The sequence below is a fragment of the Botrimarina mediterranea genome (assembly GCF_007753265.1).
In the GTDB taxonomy this organism is placed as follows: domain Bacteria; phylum Planctomycetota; class Planctomycetia; order Pirellulales; family Lacipirellulaceae; genus Botrimarina; species Botrimarina mediterranea.
In genome coordinates, this window is the sequence record NZ_CP036349.1 from 99,706 (window position 1) to 118,368 (window position 18,663).

Below are 18,663 nucleotides of genomic sequence, written 5' to 3' on the forward strand. Positions count from 1 at the left end.
TTTCACGTCCAGGAGGCGCACAAGTGGCAGAATCGGATGTTCATAAGGTCGCGTTCGTCGGCGATTATCCGCCGCGGAAGTGCGGCATCGCTACCTTCACGCATGACCTGAGCACCGCGGTTGCGAAACACGTATCGAACGAGTGCCTCATTGTCCCTGTGGACGATATCGACGGGGGCTACGACTACCCACCCGAGGTGCGTTTTCAGATCGTTCAGCAGGATCGCGACTCCTACCGCCGCGCCGCTGACTTCCTCAACTTTAGTAGCGTCGATGTCGTCTCGCTCCAACACGAGTTCGGCATCTTCGGCGGGCCCGGCGGCGTTCATATCCTGTCGCTCCTTCGGGAACTGAGGGTGCCGGTCGTCACGACGCTACACACGGTGCTCCCCAACCCCGACAAGACGCTTCGTCGCGTCATGGAACAGTTGGTGCAGCTCTCGACGCGCCTGGTGGTGATGACCGAGCGCAGCCGCGCAACGTTGCGAGAGGTCTACCAAGTCGCGGATGAGAAGATCGACCTGATCGTCCACGGCATCCCCGACCGGCCTTTCGCCGACCCGAACTTCTACAAGGACCAGTTCGACCTCGCTGGCAAGCAGGTAGGGCTCACTTTCGGTTTGCTCTCGCCGAACAAAGGGATCGAAGTCGTCATCAAAGCGATCCCGGAGATCCTCCGCTCGGCGCCCAACTTCGTCTACGTGGTGCTCGGGGCGACGCATCCAAGCCTCCTGCGGAACGACGGCGAGACGTACCGGATCGGGCTGGAACGGATGGCGAAAGAACTCGGGGTGCAGAAACACGTCGTCTTCTACAATCGCTTTGTCGAGCTTGAAGAGCTGACCAACTTCATCGGCGCAGCTGACGTCTACATCACGCCCTACCTGAATGAGGCCCAGGCGGTCTCGGGAACACTTGCCTACTCGTTTGGCTGCGGACAAGCAGTTATCTCGACTCCCTACTGGCACGCCGAAGAACTGTTGGCTGACGGACGCGGCGTCCTTGTCCCCTTCGGCGATTCGCGGGCTATGGCGAAAGCGACCACCGATCTTTTGTGCGACGAGCCGCGTCGCCACGCGATGCGTAAACGGGCCTATCTCCTAGGGCGCGAGATGGTCTGGAGCCACGTCGCCGGCCTTTACTCGGCGTCATTCCAGAATGCGCGGCGCAGCCAAGCGACGTCTCCAAAGCCCCTGGCGATCAAGACCCTCGACGAGCAACCGCTCGAACACCCAAAGATCCGCCTCGACCACGTCCTGCGGATGACCGATTCAACGGGCATCTTCCAGCACGCGACCTACTCCCTGCCAAATTTCCAAGAGGGTTATTGCACCGACGACAACGCCCGGGCGCTGATCCTCACGGTACTGCTCGAAGAGCTCGGGCACGACTCGGTAGGACTGCATCAGGCCGCGTCGAGCTATGCAGCGTTCCTGAACCATGCGTACGACCCAGCGATCGGTCGGTTCCGCAACTTCATGAGTTTCGATCGCAAGTGGCTCGAACGTGACGGCTCGGACGACTCACAGGGACGCACGCTCTGGGCGCTCGGGACCTGCGCGGGCCGATCGCAGCGAAGAAGCTTTCAGTCATGGGCCGTGCAGCTCTTCCAACAGGCGCTCCCAGCCTGCGCGCAGACAAGTTCTCCCCGCACCTGGGCGCTGGCGCTGATTGGCATCCACGAGTACCTCCGCCGGTTCAGTGGCGATCGGCTCGCGAGCCAAATGCGTGATAAGCTCACTGACAAGCTCATCGACCTCTATGATCGCACCGCGACCGACGATTGGCCGTGGTTCGAGGAGGTCGCTTCTTATGCCAACGCGAAACTACCTCACGCGCTGATCCTCAGCGGACGCTGGAGCGGCAACGAGAAGGCCCTCACAATCGGGCTGACATCGCTCAGATGGTTGGCTGTCAAGCAGCTCTCGCCCGAGGGCCGCTTCCGGCCCATCGGTTGCAATGGGTTCTGTCGGCGCGGCGAGCCAATCGCCGCCTACGACCAGCAGCCGATCGAAGCCAACGCGATGATCTCGGCTTCGATCGAGGCCCATAACGCCGGAGGGGACCCCTTCTGGCTCAACCAAGCCCACCTCGCGTTCGACTGGTTCCTCTGCCGTAACGATCTCGGTCAGCCGCTCTACGACTCGGGCACCGGCGGCTGCCACGACGGTCTACAAGAGGGCCGCGTCAACGAGAACCAAGGCGCCGAATCGACGCTGGCGTTCCTCCTGTCGCTCGCCGAGATGGAGCAGCTGGAAAGCTCGCTGCTAATTGCCGCCCCCACGAAATCACCCCCCGCGGCTTCCGCTCCGGAAAATCACCAAGCCCTACGACTTGTGCATGCAGATTAAAAGAACTGGGATCGTTCTCTCCCCCAATAGCCGGCGGGTCATCCTACGACCTTTTATTCCGTTCCCCGAGGAGAGGAAGCTACGTATCATTGCGCGAATCGCCACGTTGTCGGAGGAAGAGGTCGATAAGCAACTCTCTCACATCGTCGAGGAGTTCCACGGCCGGCATCAGCGGCCACGCGACTTCTTGCTCCGTCGATTTGACAGGGTCCGCGAGCACCTGATCACCGACGCGCCGCTGAGCGAGAACCGGCAACTCTTGATTGGGGCTTACTTCACGCAAGAGTACGCCGTCGAATCGGCAGCGCTCTTCAACCCGTCGATTGTCTGGCATCCCGATCAGGCGGGGTTATCGGTAGGCTCGAAGCGTTTTGTCGTGAGCCTGCGCGCCACCGGCGAAGGCCACCTCTCGTCGATCACCTTCCGGACCGGCGTCATCGACGCCCAATGCCGGATCGAGATGGACGAGCCCACCCGTTTCGCTACGCCGCCCAACGTTCTGCCCGACCCGGGATACCAGAAGGCGCTCTTCCATCGGAAGCTGACCGAGCTCGGGTTAGCCGGCGTCTTCACCAATCACGTGATGGACCGCCTCGACGAAGAGTTCTCCCTTGAGCAACTCGACGCCGCGCTACTGCTCACCGTCCGCGAGAACCGCTCCCGTCATCAAGAGCATCTAACGGTCTACGACGGGATCGTGGCGCTCGCGAAATCAAATTACGAGATCATCTACCCTACCGACACCAAGCTGTCAGAGCGGCTCATCCTCCCTTACAGCCCGACCGAGTCGGCGGGGATCGAAGACGCCCGCTTCGTTTGTTTCGAAGAACCGGACGGAGACATCCGGTACTACGCAACCTACAGCGCGTACGACGGCAAAGTCGTGCTGCCTCAGATGCTTGAGACCGCTGACTTCCTGCGGTTCAGGATGCACACCCTCAACGGGCCAGGCGTTGCGAACAAGGGCTTTGCTCTCTTTCCGCGCCGGGTCAACGACCGCTACGTGATGATCTCACGGCAAGACGGCGAGAACCTCTTCTTGATGGAGTCCGACAACCTCTACTTTTGGCACTCGAAGCGGATCATTGTCAGGCCGACTTTCCCTTGGGAGTATGTGCAGATCGGCAACTGTGGGTCCCCGATCGAGACAGACGCCGGCTGGCTGGTGCTCACCCACGGCGTCGGCGCGATGCGCAAGTACAGCATCGGCGCCTTGCTGCTCGACCGCGACGATCCCTCGCGCGTCATCGGCCGACTGCGACATCCGCTGGTCACTCCCGACGAGAACGAACGCGAAGGTTACGTGCCGAACGTCGTCTACAGCTGCGGAGCGGCCGTCCACGAGGGCGTGCTGATAATCCCTTACGCGATGTCCGACTACGCCTCAACGTTCGCGACGATCGGCATGGACGAAGTCTTGGCTGCCATGGAGCCGGCCTGATTGTCGCCTAATGACGGGAGGAGGCTTAACTGCTAACCTGCGTCGAACTAACAGCCTGGGCGGCTTTCGACCAACGCGAAACCTACGGAGGCTTCATCGTTCTGCGTAGATTGGCGCCGCTTAGCGAACCGTCCTGGACTGACAGCTCTTTTGAGTCGGGCCAATTGCCCTCCCCCTATGCTCCGCGAGGGACGTACTAGCCCCGCTCTAGCTGGCAAGCTGCTAGCAGCCCGCCCAAGTTACGGCTGATCGTCGAAACGAACCGTTCAACTCGCGTCCAGTCGCTTCGGCTTTCGTAAAAGGCTTCTCTGCAAGGGTTTACGACGAAGCCGCTAGCGGCCATCAATCGCCGAAAACCCAAACTGGCACAGAGTTGGCACCGTTCTCGAAAACGACTTGGTTAGTTGCGTAGAGAAAAGGGCGTCTCGTCGGTGGCAGCCGGCGAGGCGTCTTTGGACCTCCCAGCCCGATTTCCCGTCTCTTGAAACGGTGATATCGGAGGGTCCTCTCATGGCGCACGGCGCCCCCGAACCCTGGCTCCGCAAGGGCCGCGGTTGGTTCGTTACTGTTGGCGGCAAGCAGCACAACCTCCGACTCCAACAATCAGTCGTACTACGTCACCTACCCCGACAACGATTTACCCCCGCAGGCCCAGCAGCCGTTCCTGCCCGACTCCGGCGCCGGCAAGACGGAGGCGCCCAACGGGCGGTTTGTGGAGGTTCATGTCGATCGGATCACGGCGTCAATCGGCAGCCCAGAAAATTTACCCGGTTTAACGCTCGGAGAAGCGTCAGAGAACGCGCAGCCCATCACCCTGGAAGGCGAGACACGCTTCGTCGCCACGTGGGGAGGCATCGACATCGTACTCGACAACGCCGGCCGTGCGACGGGTGAATCCATCCAGCCATGGCTTAATCTTGATGCCGCGGGCGAGGTCGTTTTAAGGTTCACCAACGGTGATCATGGTGGATATATTCTCGGAGGGCCTTCGTCAGGGGAGTTGGCCGTCGATGCGGTTGCTGGGACCGCATTAAAAGTCGCCGGCAAGGCCGCCCTACCCGTACTGCGGCATGTGTCGGAGAAGATCGCGAACGCTACCAAAGGGAAGCTCGACGATGTAGTAAACTATTTCAAGAATCGCTTCGGCGGGACCAAGACTACGCCGGATGTTCAGGCCCCAAGGAGGATAGGGGCTGCCATACTCGACCCGGACAACTTCGATGATTGGGATCGCGCCGAAGAAATCTACGATCAAATTCGTCGGTCAACGACTGACGTAGATGAGATTGCCAAGAACTCTGGAATCCCTCGCAGCACGGTTGAGCGTGTTAAGAATCACTTGTTCAACAACGAACACTTGCTTGATGATGAGGTCAGGGGAAGGTCGATGCTCACCCAGAGATAGCCAATGCTTGGGAACGGCTACGCAATGGGACAGGCACCGCCGCTGACCGACAACTGTTCAAGCATGAGCAGGCGGAATCGATTTTCGAGCAACTCTTCGGCGGCACTTATCGCGGAGCACATGACCGAGTAAGCGATACGTTCCCCTCAGGATTGGAGTAAGCATGGCAATCTACGTTGGCATCTGGAAAATCAACGAAGACGATCAGTACGCAACGTACGAGTTCGGGCCAAACGAAGACCGCGTTGGTGTCGTCAGGGTAGCCAAAGAAGATGGCAGCACCGAAGTCATCACTGAAGTTCCTGATGATGAAAAGCGAGCCTACTCGCCATGTGCCAGGCGTAAGTTGCTACTGCACTGGCGTAAGCAAGAATTCCCAGACAAGACTTGCTTCGCTTCTTGAGCCGGGTGAACCTATGAGAGGAGGCCGCGCCGAGTAGGCGGTTCTTCGGATTGGTGGTAAACGAGGGTTGTCATCCTTCCCCGTTTCCCCCGCAGGAGACCGTCATGAATTACGTCGGCGTGGACCTTCACAAGAAGTCGATCAGCGTCGATGTCATGAGTCTATTGCGCGAGGCGGGTGGCATGCTCACACCCAATATGGGGATGCGCATGTGAAGTGAAGTAGGTCGTCGATCCTGGTCCACATGCCCATCCGCTTCGCGTGTGGGCATGGCACCCGGCTGGTGAGGTAGTCGATCATGATCCACCACTTGTTCAGCGATACTACCAAGGAGACCCTGATCGGGGCGAATTACCGGGTTACAATCAGACTCCATCACAACGGAGTGCAAGCGCGAATGACAGGTCAAGAATGGGTCTGCAATCTGACGCCGACTCATGGCGACAAGGCGGTTTCATGTCTGGTTTCTCAAAGCGGATGAAAGAACTCTTCGGATTTCACTGATGGAATTCTGCTATCAATTACGGCTCCACTACGAACAACAATGGTCTAATAATGCCACTGTGCGTTCGTGGGACCACGGTCCTACTGGGCAACTTCCTCCAGAGTTCTGTGTCTTGGAGTTTCCACCAAGCCAGACACGCAGTATGTGGACCTACGCTACATGTTGCATGTCTCAAGCGAATGACAAGAACCCCATAGAGATTCACCTATTTTCTGATGTGCAAGCGAATGCTCACGTCGAGTTACTAACGGTCATTGCACACTACCATAGAACTGGCAAGCAGCTTGGTCTTGGGCACACCGTGAACTTTGGGCGCCCTTGGCTTCCAGGGTCAGAGTGTGACCATGGTTTGCTTTCGTTGCCCTACCTTGATGGCCCCAACCTTGAGTTTTTTGAAACACCGCAATTTACCAAGACCGTTTGTTGTCTGTGGTTAGTCCCCATCACTGCAGCAGAGGCGAACTATGCTAGGTGTAACGGCCTTGAAGCACTTGAAGAGAAACTCGAAGAGAGCAGATTCAACTACCTTGAGTCTCAACGCCCAAGTGTCGTTTAAGGGGTGCAGCTCTATGCTGTAAACCACCTAGTGTACCGCGTCGCTGTTCCGCGATCGTATTGCGCTGAGCCTTCGTAGGTGATAGAACGCATGGCGTTCTAACCGCGGAGGGCGCGATGCGAGTAGCGGTAGCGATCGAGTTGAGGGACGAGGAGCGGGTGAAACTCGCAAAGTACAGCCGGGGCCGCTCGACGCCCGTGCGGCTGATGAAGCGGGTGGCATGCTCACACCCGTAGGGGATGAGCATGCGAACCAGGATAAACGGCCCCAATCAATTCGCATGCACACTCCGGGTCGGGGGTGAGCAGGAAGTCCGCGACGGTCATCAACCTTCAAGCCGCATGTCCCTCCGCTTCGCTGGGGGACAGGCCACCCCACCTTTCTTACCCGCTCGCCTGTCCTCCAGCCGCGAAAACACCGGGGTTTTTGCGATGTCCTCCCTGGGCCCCGAGAAGGGCCCTTGAGCGGGTTTTCTCGTCGAGGTGGGTAAGGTTCGAGCGGGGGCTCAAGGCGAGCCGGAAGGGCCCTTCTTGGCGATCTGAACGCATGTTTATAGGTGGTCTCCGGCGCGACGGGTTCCGACCCGGCGGGTGGCGCTGTCGAAGAGAGGGGGAACGGCGCCCGAGAGGTGAGCCCCACGTCGTCTTGCGAGACCTCGACAAGGAACCCAGAAACGAACAAGGCGGGGCGTCGATCTCGATGCCCCGCCTCGTCGTGAACTGAGTGGTGTCCGGTCGAGATCAGGCGAGCCCGCTCCGGCGAACGCCGGTGGCGTGAGCCAAACCGATCAGCCCGACAAGCACGCAAGCCGTTGGTTCGGGGACCTGATTGAAGCTCAGGTTGTCGAGGGCGTGCCGGCCATTCGAGCCGTACGTTTCGCTCGTGCGCTGGAAGGTGAGGGTGTAGTCCTCGCCCGGCAGACCGGTGAAGTTCGGCGCGATGTTGCTGACCGAACCATCGACGAACGTCACCGACTGGCTCCAGACCACGTTCGCACCCGAATCCGTCAGCGAGAGGTCCCATTCGGTCGTGCCGGCGGTCTCGGCGGTGTGTCCGAAGTCGAACGAGTTGAGGACGAGCCGGACCCCCGGGTCGGCCGCGAAGCCGATGGTGTGCAGGCCGAAGTCGAGCTGACCGATGCGGGGGATGTCTCCCTCGTTGTCCCACGCGCCGCCGCCTACCGTGGCGCCTTCGATCGACGCGAAGAAGTTCGAGGTGTGGATGTCCCAACCGTTGGAGTCGGGATTGCCGTTGTTCTCTTGGCCATTAACGTCCCACGCCACGACGATGTTGGGCGTCGCGTCATTGGTGACGACCAGGCCGCTGGCGTCGGCGGTCGCGTTCGAGCCGTAGTTCTTGGGGACGGTCGAGTTGCTGCCGCCGAGTTGGCCGAAGCCGAGCATGGTGGCCTGACTCGTGCCGGCCCCGGTGAGCAGAGCGGCGCATGCCGCCAGTGTCGCAAGTTGTCGGATCATTGGTTCTTACTCCGTAGCGCGTGTCGTGAACAGAAAAACAAACAGTGCCTCTCCCTGTCGCCGTCTTCGATGGATCGCAGTTCCGCAAAGTGACGTTAAAAAGCTCGGCGGGCCGCCCTGCCCTGCTCGCTCGGACGATGTCGAGTCGGCCACCCCGCTCGGCTGGAGTCGGCCCGCCGGGAAGATCCTCTGGCGTCCGCGCTCGGAACAACGCTTCCTTTGCGCGGTCGTGAAGGCGACTTGATCAGTTGGTTCGCCCCCTCCGCCGGCAAGCCGAGAGCACGGCGGCGACGCTCATCAGGAGCGCGGCGCCTGGTTCGGGCACAGCGGCAGCGAAGCTCGCCGCAACGGACTTGCCGTAGTTGTTGCTCCACAACACGTAGTCAGCCTGGGTGACGCTTCCAGGAGTGGCGTCGTTCGGCAGCGTGTTGTTGGTGTTCAGGTTGTCACGCCAGACGGTATAGTCGGCCGCGTCGACGACGCCGTCGTCGTTGTAATCGCCGCCTACCTTTGTAGCGGCGCCGATGTACTCGACACGCGCGTTGTAGACTTCGCCTTGCGAGTTGGTCCACAAGAAGGCGAGGTCCTCCGAACCAACCAGGCTGTTGTAGGCGCTGCCCAGGCTAACGGCGCCAGCGCCGGCGGCGAAGGTGGTTTGGCCGGCGAAGAAGGTCTCGGCGAGACGCGACGGGTCGCCGCCGAGCGCCAGCTCCCAACCGTTGCCGCTCCCATTCCCTAGCGGGAATGGCCCATCGCCACGGACGCCATTGAAGCTCGACGAGACCAGCGCGCCGGCGGGGCTCTCGATCGTGTAGCCCTTCATGAAGATGTCCTCCGCGCCCGATAGGTTGTTGCGGAGCGTCATCTCGCCGTTCGCGCGATTGACGGTCAGCACCACGTCGGACGGCCCGTCGAGCAGACGGAACTCGTGCCCGCCGATGCGGCTGGTGCTGGTCAAGGTCCCCGACGCGGCGGTCTCGGTGATCCGCATCGCGACGTACTGTCCGGTGCGATCACCCCCCAGGCTGTAGGGACGGATGACGCTGTCGTTGATGCGATTGTCGCCCGGCAACAGGTTGACGACGGAGTCGGGGGCGTCGTTCGGGAGAGCGCCGCCGAAGTCGCTGTTGCTGAACCAGAACTCGAGTTTGCCAACCTTGTCGGCGATGGGGTTGCCGCCCGTTCGCTGCGCGTAAGCAAACCAGTTGGCGGTGACCGGAGCGCCGTAGTCCATGAAGACAACAGCGGAATCGACGGCGCCCGGCGTCTCGCCGCCGATCGCGTACTGCCCGAGGAACCCGCCGGGGAACAGATCGGGGTCCGTGTAGTTGGTTGAGAAGAGGTCGAACACGATCTGTCCTGATTCATCCAGGATCGTGTCGTCGAAGAACTTGTCGGGGCCGGCGTTGGCGTTCTCGTTCTGCTGCCCCTCGGGGATCGAGATGACCGGAGTTGAACCGACAACGCCGAAGTTTTGCAGCGTCTGGGCTTGGGCCGACGTTCCGACGGCGACGGCAATGAATCCGGTCAACAACGCCGAGGCGCCCCGTAGCCGGCGACCCGTTGATAGAACGACTCCCGCGAGCGCCAGCATCGCGACGGTTGACGGCTCGGGGACCGCGTTTGGACCGAAGAGGTTGCTCGCGCCGCCGGCGAGTTCGACGAAGAGGTTGAAGTCATGGATGTCGCTGTCGAAGTCGCCGTCCAGATCGCCGCGCAGGTAGGCCTGGGCCGCGGTCAAGCCGCTGTAGCTGCCGCCGAGCCCTGCACGGAAGAGCGGCCAGTCTTGGGCGTTCACGATGAGGTCGCCGTTGTAATCTCCCCACGGCACGGGGCTGCCCACATACTCGGGCAGTATGGCCAGGAGCGTTCCGCTCGGATCGTTGATCGTGATGGCGGCGTCTTCCCAACCGGTAAGGGTCGTTCCATCGCGACGAAACCTTGGGAGGATACCGAACGCGTTCCCGAGGTTGTATTGTCCGCCCGCGTTCAACGACAAACCGTCGTTGGGACCGGAGGCGTCGTCTTCCTCGTGTAGGGAGGTCGCCGTGCTGCTGACGATCGACCAAGTCTCATTGGTGTCGGCGCCGGTGCTTGCCACGGAGGTCCATTCGTCGGGGATCAACGCCCCGCTCGTTGAACGAATCTCGTACTCGCTGAACGAGAAGGCCTGATCGGCGCGGATGTGCGCTGTTCCGGCATTCGGGCCGCTGCGGTTGATGACCAGCGCCCCGATCGGATTGGATAGGTCCGGGATCTGATTGAAGCTCAGGTTGTCAATCGCATGCCGGCCGTCAGAGCCGTAGGTGGAACTGGTGCGTTGGAAGGTGAGGGTGTAGTCCTCGCCGGACAGACCGATGAAGTTCGGGGCAAACGTCTGCGCCATCCCGTTCGTGAAGGTGACCGACTGGCTCCACGCCACGTTGGACCCCGAATCCGTCAGGGTGAGGTCCCACATGGTTGTGCCGGCTGTCTCGCCGGTGTGACCGAAATCAAACGAATTAAGGACAAGCTGGGCTCCGGCGTCGGCCGCGAACCCGATGGTGTGCAGGCCGAAATCGAGTTGGCCGACACGGGGCACGCCCCCTTCGTTGTCCCAGAGGCCGCCGCCGACGGTGACACCCTCGATATCCGTGAAGAAGTTCGACGTGTGAATGTCCCAACCATTGGAGGCCGGGTTCCCGTTGTTCTGCTCGCCGTTGACGTCCCACGACACCTCGATATTTGGGGTCGCGCCGTCGCTGACCACGAATCCGTTGCCGTCTGTTGTCGCGCGCGATGCGAGATTCTTCGGCACAGTCGAGTTGCTGCCCCCCAGTTGGCCGAAGCCAACCGTGGTGGCGTGGCAGACCCCGGAGAGAAAGAAGGCTCCCGCCACGAATAGAACCCGGTGCATCATCGTATGTACTCCCAAGGATGGATCCTCTATGTCAATTGCACGCTTGCCGCCCGTGGGGGCGGACTCATCAGCCCGTTGTTTGCCGTCTGCCCAACGTCGTCACTCAAGCCAAGCGTCTTACCGAGGCGCCACCTTGGCGACGCCATCGTCGTTACGAGCGCCCATGCGTCGGTAGGTCTCGGGGTCGACGTCAAAGCCGACCGTCACGACCGAGCCATCGCACATGGAGAACAAGCAGACGCCGGGATGGCTGCTCCCGAAGATCTCGCGCGACGCGGGAGCCCCGACGTCCGCCACCACTGCCGATAGCGTTTCGTTTGTCGATCGAGGTAGGTGAGTCGCTTTGCGAGGCACGCCCGCGGCGGAGACGCCGGTGTAGAAAGTCGATCGCACCATGTCGTCTTGGAAGCCGATGAACATCGACCAGTCATCGCCCTGATACAGGCCCGTCTCGTAGTGCTCGGCGGGCGTCCACTTTTCACCTAAGGCGAAAGTGTTCGAGAGGCCGTCGGTGATTGCCCGCGACGGGACCGCGTTTCCGCAGAAGGAGACGCCCGAGAACAAGGCGAGCTTCGGCGGGAAGCCGGCCGGGTAGGTCTGCTGCACGTAGCTTGCCGGCGAGATCGAGCGGCAACGGCTGCCCCCGCTGATGTCGTAGTCGTTGTCGTCACCGACGCTGATGGCGTAGTCGCTGCGGGCGGCTTGGGTGTAGGTGTATCCCATGACCCCACCTGCGCCGTCGCCGGTGCGGACCGGGCCGCCGTGAGGGTAGGGATAGGGCCCGCCGTTGCGACGAGAGGGGCAATTCGCCAAAGGCAGTGGCGTCGCATCCCGCTGGATCATCGCCTCGCTCCTCGCCGCCCCGGTCAGCCCCTCGCCGGTGTCGTGTAGGGCTTGCTCCTCGACGTAAGGCAACGTTGCAAACAACCATCCTCCCGGCTGATCGGCGCCGCTCCCCCGACCCGGGTCCGAGCTCCACTCCCCAGGCCATCCCGACGCCGGCCAAATCCCGAAAGTGCTTTCGTGATTAATCATCCCTAGCGTCCAGTTCTTCAGCTGCGAGGTGCACTGAGAACGACGCGCGGCTTCTCTTGCCGCTTGAACGGCCGGCAACAACAACGCCACGAGGATGCCGATGATGGCGATTACTACGAGCAGCTCGACCAGTGTAAACCCGGACGTGTGTAAATCATTGCTACACGGCGAAGTCGGAGCACGGTCATAGCGCCATGTATAAATCCATGGCCGCTGAGGGCTAATCGACGTCTTCGGTCCCGTTTTAAACATTCGCTCTCTCTAGGTCCCAGCCAGCATGTACATCACACTACGGGCGAACACAGCTTGCCACGTGCAAGTTGCAGTTGCGTGGCAGTCAGCAAAGTAACGCAAGCTTGATTAGCGCCAACCGCGAACGCACAATCTTCTCTAGACATTCATTTATGCGGGTGGCGCCAGATTAAGTGCGCGCAACACCGATCGGCGCGCGTCGCGCCGGATCGATCTTTCTTGAGATTGCAGCCAACACCGGATGGCCAAACCCGAGCAGACGGGGCGGCCAGCAAGCGTGGTCGACTGAGTGATGAGAAGTTACTGCCGTGGCAGACTTCGCCTTATCCAAGACATACCGCGGTGGCGAAACTGGTTGCGCCGCGAATGCGATTTTTTTCGAGGCATCCCGCGGGTGGGCATCCGCAGCCAAAAGGCGGAAGACCCTGCTACGCCGACAATTCTCGCGGTTTCATGCCTCCGCCTCGCATCCCCTTCGGTCAGAGCTCGCCCCAATCGACGCGAGCCAGGGGCTTAACAGAATCTTCAAGTTTCTTGCGGATGCTGCGCAACGCCCCTGGGAGTCGCGGTATGTCACAGTGGGGCTCGGCATGCCGTAAGCAGCTAGGGGGCGCGAATGCAACGACCGACTGCTAACGGGACCGCCGACTTGCTATCATCGGCAGCCTGCTCGTCGCTGAGGGCAAGCACCTTTGCTTGATGATCCCCGTTGGCCGATCCGCCGTGGCGAAAAGCATCAACCTCAACGATTGAGAGACGGCGTTGATTGCTATGAACCAGGACCCGGGCGAGGGACGGTTGCAAAATAGCGACCCGCCCAATCGTGGCGACTTTGTTCAGCTGTTGACGAAGGCACAGCTGGGGCTGCTCCGCTACATCACCACTCTCGTCGGAAACCCCGAAGCGGCGTCGAATATCCTCCAGAACACTAACTTGTTGCTGTGGCAGAAGGCCGACGAGTTTGAACCCGGAACCAATTTCGATGCATGGGCCACAACCGTCGCTTACTGGCAAGTGAGGGCGTATGGCCGCGATCGTAAGCGAGACCGGCATATCTTCAGTGATGAACTTGTAGTCCAGTTGGCGGACGAGACGGACGAGGGGAGGGACATGGACGTCACCATCAGCTTGTTGCGGTCCTGCTTGCAAAGTCTCGGGGACAGCAGCCGTGAACTGATCAGCATGCGATACAACCTGGGACTATCGATACAGCAGCTATCGTCCCGGCTCGACAAATCCCCTTCTGCCGTGAAAGGCGCCCTGTTGCGCGCGCGCCGTGCCCTCCGACAGTGCATCGAGAGCAAACGTTTGCAAGCGAAATAAGACCGTCGCGGCAGAAACAAGCGTCGTTTAGTTGCGGCTTTTATAAACTCATCAATAATCAATACGAGATAGGGAGAGCTCTTTGAACAGCCGGGATTTCAAGGAGATTGAGCGGCTGGTGTCTGCTCTGCACGATGACGGTCTATCTCGCCGAGATCTGGCGCGTTTGGAAGAGTTGTTGAAGGACGACCCCGCGGCGCAGAGGCGATATCGGGAGTTGGTTGACACACACATCGCCCTGTGTGTTGCGAGCAGCTCGATGGAGACCGAGCCCTCTGGCAAGGAGCCCGCGAATCGCTCCCAGTCCGCGCCCCTTGTTCTGCCGCCGTTACGCGGCGCTTCCGTGCTACCGAAGCCGACAAGCTGGGCGTGGCCCTTGGCGACGGTGATGGTCGCGCTTGTTGCGGGCAGCCTGCTCTTCATGCCGGGTTCGGACCCGGCGCCGCGCGGGGCCGGCTCGGTCCTTGGTCCGTCGCAACAGGCCGGTTTGACCACCCTGCCGGCGATCACGCATGTCTCGTGGGAGGGGCCCGCCTTCCAGTCGCATGTCGATCAGGCGTTACCCCAGACGCGGGTTTTGCCCGGCGCCATCACGCTACGCCTTCAGGAAGGTAAGACGGCCGAGGGCTATGTCTTCTGTCTGTATCCAGGGACTTCGGTGGATCTCGTCGCCACGTTCGACGCAACTGGGGAGAACAGTCTCTCCATCGTTGAATTCACGGGTGGAGAGCAACCCGCCACGAAGAAGTTGACCTTCCACAACGCCGGCGAAGGCCCCAGGCCATTCCACGCCAATCCGGCTGCGAAGAACCGGCGTTACGGCGTGTTGGGACATTGGACCGAGTCCAACCCGGGGCCGCTCCCCCGGTTCTTCTTGCTGACCGGCGTGCACAAGCTCGCGCAAGCCACTCTCGATGCAGAGTGGCGGCTGAGCGAACTTGAGGTCCTGCTTGAGAATGAGGACGCCGTCCACATCGGCTGGGACGACAGCGGCCCCGCTCCAGTCGCTGGTGAGTCCTACCAAGCGGACGGCGACTACGATGACTTGGCGGCGAGTCTGTTCTTCACGCCGATCGCTGGCATGCGTTGGCCCGACTCTCCTGGTCAATGCGTCGTCTCGGGAAACGTCGATTCTCAGCTCGCTATCCCCGACGACGTCGGCTCGGGTTTCGAGTTTGATCTACCGCCAGGCGGTAGGGCCATCGTGAAGGGCTTCAGCGAAGCGAGTTACCCCAGCGGAATGGTGCTCATCGACGCCGAATCCAACGAAGTGCTTTGGTCACGCGTTAAACCTCGGGCCCGGACGGCCCATCTCGGCGCCGCGTGTATCAGCAACCACTCGCAATCACTTCAGAAACTAAGGCTTGTCGCCGTCTACAAGGCTTCGGCCGCAGAGGACGCCGTGTGGCAGGCGTCGGCCGTCAAGACGCTCTACGAGCAGCCTCGCTTCAGGATTCTAGGGTTCGACGATTCCCTTGGCGACGAGGACTACAACGACGTGCGCGCAAATCTGCTGATCGAAAGCGGAAGCGCATCGACCTTGTCGTCCGAGAGTCTCTAAAGGGACAGATCGTTGACGAAGTCACTATCGCGGTCGAGTTGGCCGCGCTGACGAGGGAGCCCTTCTCTAAGCAGTGGCGTCGATGAATCGGTCCGTGCCAATGACCTGCACCGGCGTCTGACCGATTTCGATGGCGGGGCTTAGCGGGTGGTCCACGATGCGGAGCTTCCGATCCAAAGTCGACGACGCCTGGCCAGGGAAGGGATGGCGTCCACTGCATAAGCAAACAGAGTTGCTATCGGATTGTATAGCCGACGAGAGTCGATCGATAAGGTTCGCTGCACCGCCGCGCTAGAGCAACGCATAGCAGTAGGGCCGTCGCCGGCTCGGGTACCTCGAGAGTGTTAGTCGAAGGGCGTAGCGTCAGTCCGTAGTGACTGGCCCAGACTTCGAGATCACTCTCGTCAACGTTTAGATTCCCGTCGCCGTCAGCGACGAGATTGAAGCCGGTCTTGCCGAGTGTGTCGCGCCACACGGTGTAGTCGGCGGCGTTGACGACGCCATCGCTGTTGTAGTCACCGAGCGACCTGCCCAGCGCCGGTTTGTCGGTCGTGTAGACGACGGCGCCGGTGTGGTTGGTCCCGTCGGTGGTTTGGTAGCGGAACGAGAGGTCCAGCGGCATCGTTTCGTCCCAGGCGTGGCCGAGGTCGTGCAAGCCGCCGGCGGCGATGGCTGCTGAGCCAGTCGCGTTGAGCTCGCTCAAGTTGGCCGGGGTGGGGTTCGCTTCCGACCAGCCGGCAAGCGCTTGGCCAGCGAGGCTATCCCAATCGGGCAGCAACGAACCCGACGGCGAAGAGATGGTGTAGCCAATCAGTTCACGGGCGTCTTCCGACTGATTGATCATTGCCGTGCGGCCGGTCTCGACATCGACAAGCAGGGTCAATCCCATCTCGGCGCCGAGCGCATATCGAATCGCAGGGGTGACGTAGCGCTGGTACCCAGTGGCGTCGGGGTGGACCCCGTCGGCGACGCGTTGTGAGAACTCGTCGAGCGAGTTCGCCCGGAGCGTTTGCCACACGGGGTAGTTGTCGATCAGCAGCAAGCCCTTCTCTGATGCGACTTCTCGATAGACCTGGAAGTACTGTTCGAGCAACGGACGCTTCGAACCGGAACCGTTCCCGTTCGGCGCGTCCCAGGCCGGGTTCATGGTCTGCAGGACGATCTGAGCCGCGGGGTTCTGGGCGCGGACCTGTTCGACCATCGCCAGCAGGTTCGCTCGCGCTTGCGAGGGCGTGATGCCGGCGTCGATGTCGCCCTCGTCGTAGGCAATGAAAGCGTCGTTCGTGGCGAACTCGATAAAGACGGCGTCGGGGTTGTGGGCGAGCACCCGCTCCGGGAGACGGGCCAAGCCGGAGTTCGAGGCCTTGCCGCTCAGCGCGCCGTTGCTCCAGCTGATCTGCCCGGGGTAGTCGGCGTTGAGCTGATTGGTTAGTTGCGAGACCCAGCCGCCGCCGGCCGTCAGGCTCGTTCCGTACACGACGATGTTCTGACGCTCCCCCGCTTCGAGCCGACGGATCAACTCGCTGGTCGAACGCGGCGTCTCGGCAGCGCACCGCCCGAAGGTTGTCAGACAACCGGTCAAGAGTAGCAAAGCCGTCAATTGGCGCATCGGCGATCGCAAACAGACCATCACCTTTCGCATCGCCGTCCCGGTTGGAGAGCCAGCGTCACGAGGACCAGGGCAAGCGACAACGGTTCGGGGATCGCGGTTGCGTCAGGAGCATTGGTGGCGCCGTAGTTCGAGCTCCACTGGACGTACTGGGCGGGCCCGATCACGCCGCCGATGGCGTCGTTCGGCAGCGTGGCCGACGTGCCTTCGGCGTCGCGCCACACGGTGTAGTCCGCCGCGTTGACGGCGCCGTCGTTGTTGTAGTCGCCGGCGAGCAGCGGCGGCACCTCGGCGAGGTCGCCAAAGTGGACCGTCCCCTGGTGGAAGCCGCCGTCTTCGGTTTGATAGAAGAAGGTAAGCGGATCGGACGGCCCGCTGGCGACGTCCCAAGCAACGCCCAGAGGCGCCTCGGCGCCCGATCCCATCGAGAGGGCGTCGCCGATGCTGAGCTCCGAGAGGTCCGAAGTCGTCGGGTTGGCTGTGCGCCAATCGGTGAGGCCGCTGCCACTGTAATCGGGGAGCAGCGAGTCCGTCGTCGATGAGATGGTGTAGCCGATCAGGTCGAGGGCCTGGTTGGACTGATTCTGGATCGTCGCGGCGCCGGTTTGCGGATCGACGACGAGGACTAGGTCGTTAAAGCGGCCGACGACTTCCAGGCCCGCCTCGACGTACTCGCCGGTGGGGAGTTGATAGCTCAAGCTCACGCCGTCGGCGCTAACTCGCGGCGCCCCAAGCGGCGCGGAGGTATCGACGGTGAGTGGCGTGCCGAAGTCGTGGCTCGATCCCGGCGCGAACTGCTGGGTGCCGGTGGGGTTCAGCTCGGAGAGCGCCGTCGAGGTCGGGTTGGCTTCGTACCAGCCCGGCTTGCTGTTGTCGTCGGCGAACGATTGCCAGTTGGCGTCGTCGCTTTGCAGGCCTGAATTGGCGCGGAGCGTGTAGTTGATAACGCCTAGCGACGTGGCGTGCCCCGCCGGGTTGGAGAGGGAGGTCTGTCCCGTAAACCGATCGATCGTGAGGACCAATCGTTGATCGACCGACACCACAACGCCGTTGCTCTCAGTAGAGACAGAGAAGTACTGCCCGGCGTTGCTCAACAGTCCGGGGCTCTGCTCCACCGCATCGAACCCACCGGTGACGGACGATCCTTGCATGATCGTCCAAGAATTGCCGGCGCTAGCGACGAAGCCGCTGCCGGGCGTGGCTTCGAGCCGCAGGGTGCCGGCGAGGTCGATCTCGTTGGCGACGGAGACCGGGTTAACGAACGACGACGGACCGCCCAACTGGGCGACGAGCGTTGAAGCGGCGTTCTGTGTGTACCCTTGCAGGCTGAAGGCGCCGAGGTTGTCGCGAAGCACCAGGCGACCGGTTCCGCCGACGCCGTTGGCGAGAACGCCCGATCCCGAGACGCCTGGTTGAACCGTGAGCGACCCGCCGTCACGGAGGACCAAGGCGCCGCTAGAGCCGCTATCCTCGCCGAGACGGACCTCACTTGGTGAGATGGCAATGGCGTGATCCACCAGGGCGACGCCGCCGTTGGAGATCGAGGCGTACTCGCCAGAGCCGAACGTCCCGTCGGGCTGGAAGTTGAGCGGCGGGTTGCCGCTCGCCCAGTTGGCGCCCTCACCGCCGCCAAAGTCGCCCTCGTCCCAGGCGAGTTCGGCGCCGGGGGCGCCGATCCAATCGACTCGTGTCTGCGCTGAGGTCGGCGACGCCCCGTGCAGGGCCGTCAGCACGACGCTCGATGCGAGCGCTGTTTTCAGAATCGTCATCTTCTATTCCCGTCCTTATGTCGCTTCGGTTCAGCGAGGGGCCTTCAGAGGTGGTACACGTGGGACTCGCAGCTCGTCG

At 61.6% G+C, this 18,663-nt stretch carries 12 protein-coding genes; 7 read left to right on the forward strand and 5 right to left on the reverse strand.

What is annotated here, in order from left to right:
* Nucleotides 1–23 precede the first annotated feature (23 nt).
* From Spa11_RS00445 to Spa11_RS23535, 5 genes are all read left to right on the forward strand, one after another.
* Nucleotides 24–2,351 (forward strand): glycosyltransferase family 4 protein, encoded by a 2,328-nt coding sequence (locus Spa11_RS00445; RefSeq protein ID WP_145105286.1) that lies wholly within the window; start codon nt 24–26, stop codon nt 2,349–2,351.
* Entirely contained in the window at nt 2,341–3,792 is a 1,452-nt protein-coding gene (locus Spa11_RS00450; RefSeq protein WP_145105288.1) for a glycoside hydrolase family 130 protein, read from the forward strand. Before Spa11_RS00445 ends, Spa11_RS00450 begins: the two co-directional genes overlap by 11 nt.
* A 568-nt stretch (nt 3,793–4,360) precedes the next feature.
* The gene (locus Spa11_RS00455) at nt 4,361–5,197 is read left to right on the forward strand and encodes a hypothetical protein (protein ID WP_145105292.1); all 837 of its coding nucleotides are present in this window, start codon (nt 4,361–4,363) and stop codon (nt 5,195–5,197) included.
* Between the two features lie 163 nt (nt 5,198–5,360).
* Nucleotides 5,361–5,600 (forward strand): hypothetical protein, encoded by a 240-nt coding sequence (locus tag Spa11_RS00460; protein WP_145105295.1) that lies wholly within the window; start codon nt 5,361–5,363, stop codon nt 5,598–5,600.
* Nucleotides 5,601–6,103: 503 nt separating this feature from the next.
* On the forward strand, nt 6,104–6,661 hold the full coding sequence (locus Spa11_RS23535; protein WP_197529632.1) for a suppressor of fused domain protein: 558 nt from the start codon (nt 6,104–6,106) through the stop codon (nt 6,659–6,661).
* A gap of 740 nt (nt 6,662–7,401) precedes the next feature.
* Here Spa11_RS23535 and Spa11_RS00470 read toward each other — a convergent pair.
* From Spa11_RS00470 to Spa11_RS00480, 3 genes are all read right to left on the reverse strand, one after another.
* Nucleotides 7,402–8,136 (reverse strand): hypothetical protein, encoded by a 735-nt coding sequence (locus Spa11_RS00470; RefSeq protein ID WP_145105301.1) that lies wholly within the window; start codon nt 8,134–8,136, stop codon nt 7,402–7,404.
* Between the two features lie 244 nt (nt 8,137–8,380).
* A complete protein-coding gene (locus Spa11_RS00475) occupies nt 8,381–11,035 on the reverse strand; it encodes a PEP-CTERM sorting domain-containing protein (RefSeq protein WP_145105304.1) in 2,655 nt (884 codons plus the stop codon).
* Between the two features lie 117 nt (nt 11,036–11,152).
* On the reverse strand, nt 11,153–12,322 hold the full coding sequence (locus Spa11_RS00480) for a DUF1559 family PulG-like putative transporter (protein WP_145105307.1): 1,170 nt from the start codon (nt 12,320–12,322) through the stop codon (nt 11,153–11,155).
* Between the two features lie 771 nt (nt 12,323–13,093).
* Here Spa11_RS00480 and Spa11_RS00485 point away from each other — a divergent pair.
* Both Spa11_RS00485 and Spa11_RS00490 read left to right on the forward strand, forming a co-directional pair.
* The gene (locus tag Spa11_RS00485; RefSeq protein ID WP_145105312.1) at nt 13,094–13,645 is read left to right on the forward strand and encodes a sigma-70 family RNA polymerase sigma factor; all 552 of its coding nucleotides are present in this window, start codon (nt 13,094–13,096) and stop codon (nt 13,643–13,645) included.
* Between the two features lie 82 nt (nt 13,646–13,727).
* Complete coding sequence (locus tag Spa11_RS00490) at nt 13,728–15,206, forward strand: hypothetical protein (protein ID WP_145105315.1); 1,479 nt, start codon at nt 13,728–13,730, stop codon at nt 15,204–15,206.
* A 235-nt stretch (nt 15,207–15,441) separates the two neighbouring features.
* On the opposite strand, the gene Spa11_RS00495 is transcribed toward Spa11_RS00490, so the two are convergent.
* Both Spa11_RS00495 and Spa11_RS00500 read right to left on the reverse strand, forming a co-directional pair.
* A complete protein-coding gene (locus Spa11_RS00495) occupies nt 15,442–16,848 on the reverse strand; it encodes a GDSL-type esterase/lipase family protein (protein WP_145105318.1) in 1,407 nt (468 codons plus the stop codon).
* Nucleotides 16,836–18,584 (reverse strand): hypothetical protein, encoded by a 1,749-nt coding sequence (locus tag Spa11_RS00500; protein WP_145105321.1) that lies wholly within the window; start codon nt 18,582–18,584, stop codon nt 16,836–16,838. The genes Spa11_RS00495 and Spa11_RS00500 overlap by 13 nt, the downstream gene beginning before the upstream one ends.
* Between the last annotated feature and the right edge of the window lie 79 nt (nt 18,585–18,663).

Coding starts and splice junctions, on each gene's coding strand:
- Spa11_RS00450 (WP_145105288.1), top strand. CDS start 2,341: ATGCAGATTAAAAGAACTGGGATCGTTCTCTCCCCCAATAGCCGGCGG.
- Spa11_RS00460 (WP_145105295.1), top strand. CDS start 5,361: ATGGCAATCTACGTTGGCATCTGGAAAATCAACGAAGACGATCAGTAC.
- Spa11_RS23535 (WP_197529632.1), top strand. CDS start 6,104: ATGGAATTCTGCTATCAATTACGGCTCCACTACGAACAACAATGGTCT.
- Spa11_RS00470 (WP_145105301.1), bottom strand. CDS start 8,136: ATGATCCGACAACTTGCGACACTGGCGGCATGCGCCGCTCTGCTCACC.
- Spa11_RS00475 (WP_145105304.1), bottom strand. CDS start 11,035: ATGATGCACCGGGTTCTATTCGTGGCGGGAGCCTTCTTTCTCTCCGGG.
- Spa11_RS00480 (WP_145105307.1), bottom strand. CDS start 12,322: ATGTTTAAAACGGGACCGAAGACGTCGATTAGCCCTCAGCGGCCATGG.
- Spa11_RS00485 (WP_145105312.1), top strand. CDS start 13,094: ATGAACCAGGACCCGGGCGAGGGACGGTTGCAAAATAGCGACCCGCCC.
- Spa11_RS00495 (WP_145105318.1), bottom strand. CDS start 16,848: ATGCGAAAGGTGATGGTCTGTTTGCGATCGCCGATGCGCCAATTGACG.
- Spa11_RS00500 (WP_145105321.1), bottom strand. CDS start 18,584: ATGACGATTCTGAAAACAGCGCTCGCATCGAGCGTCGTGCTGACGGCC.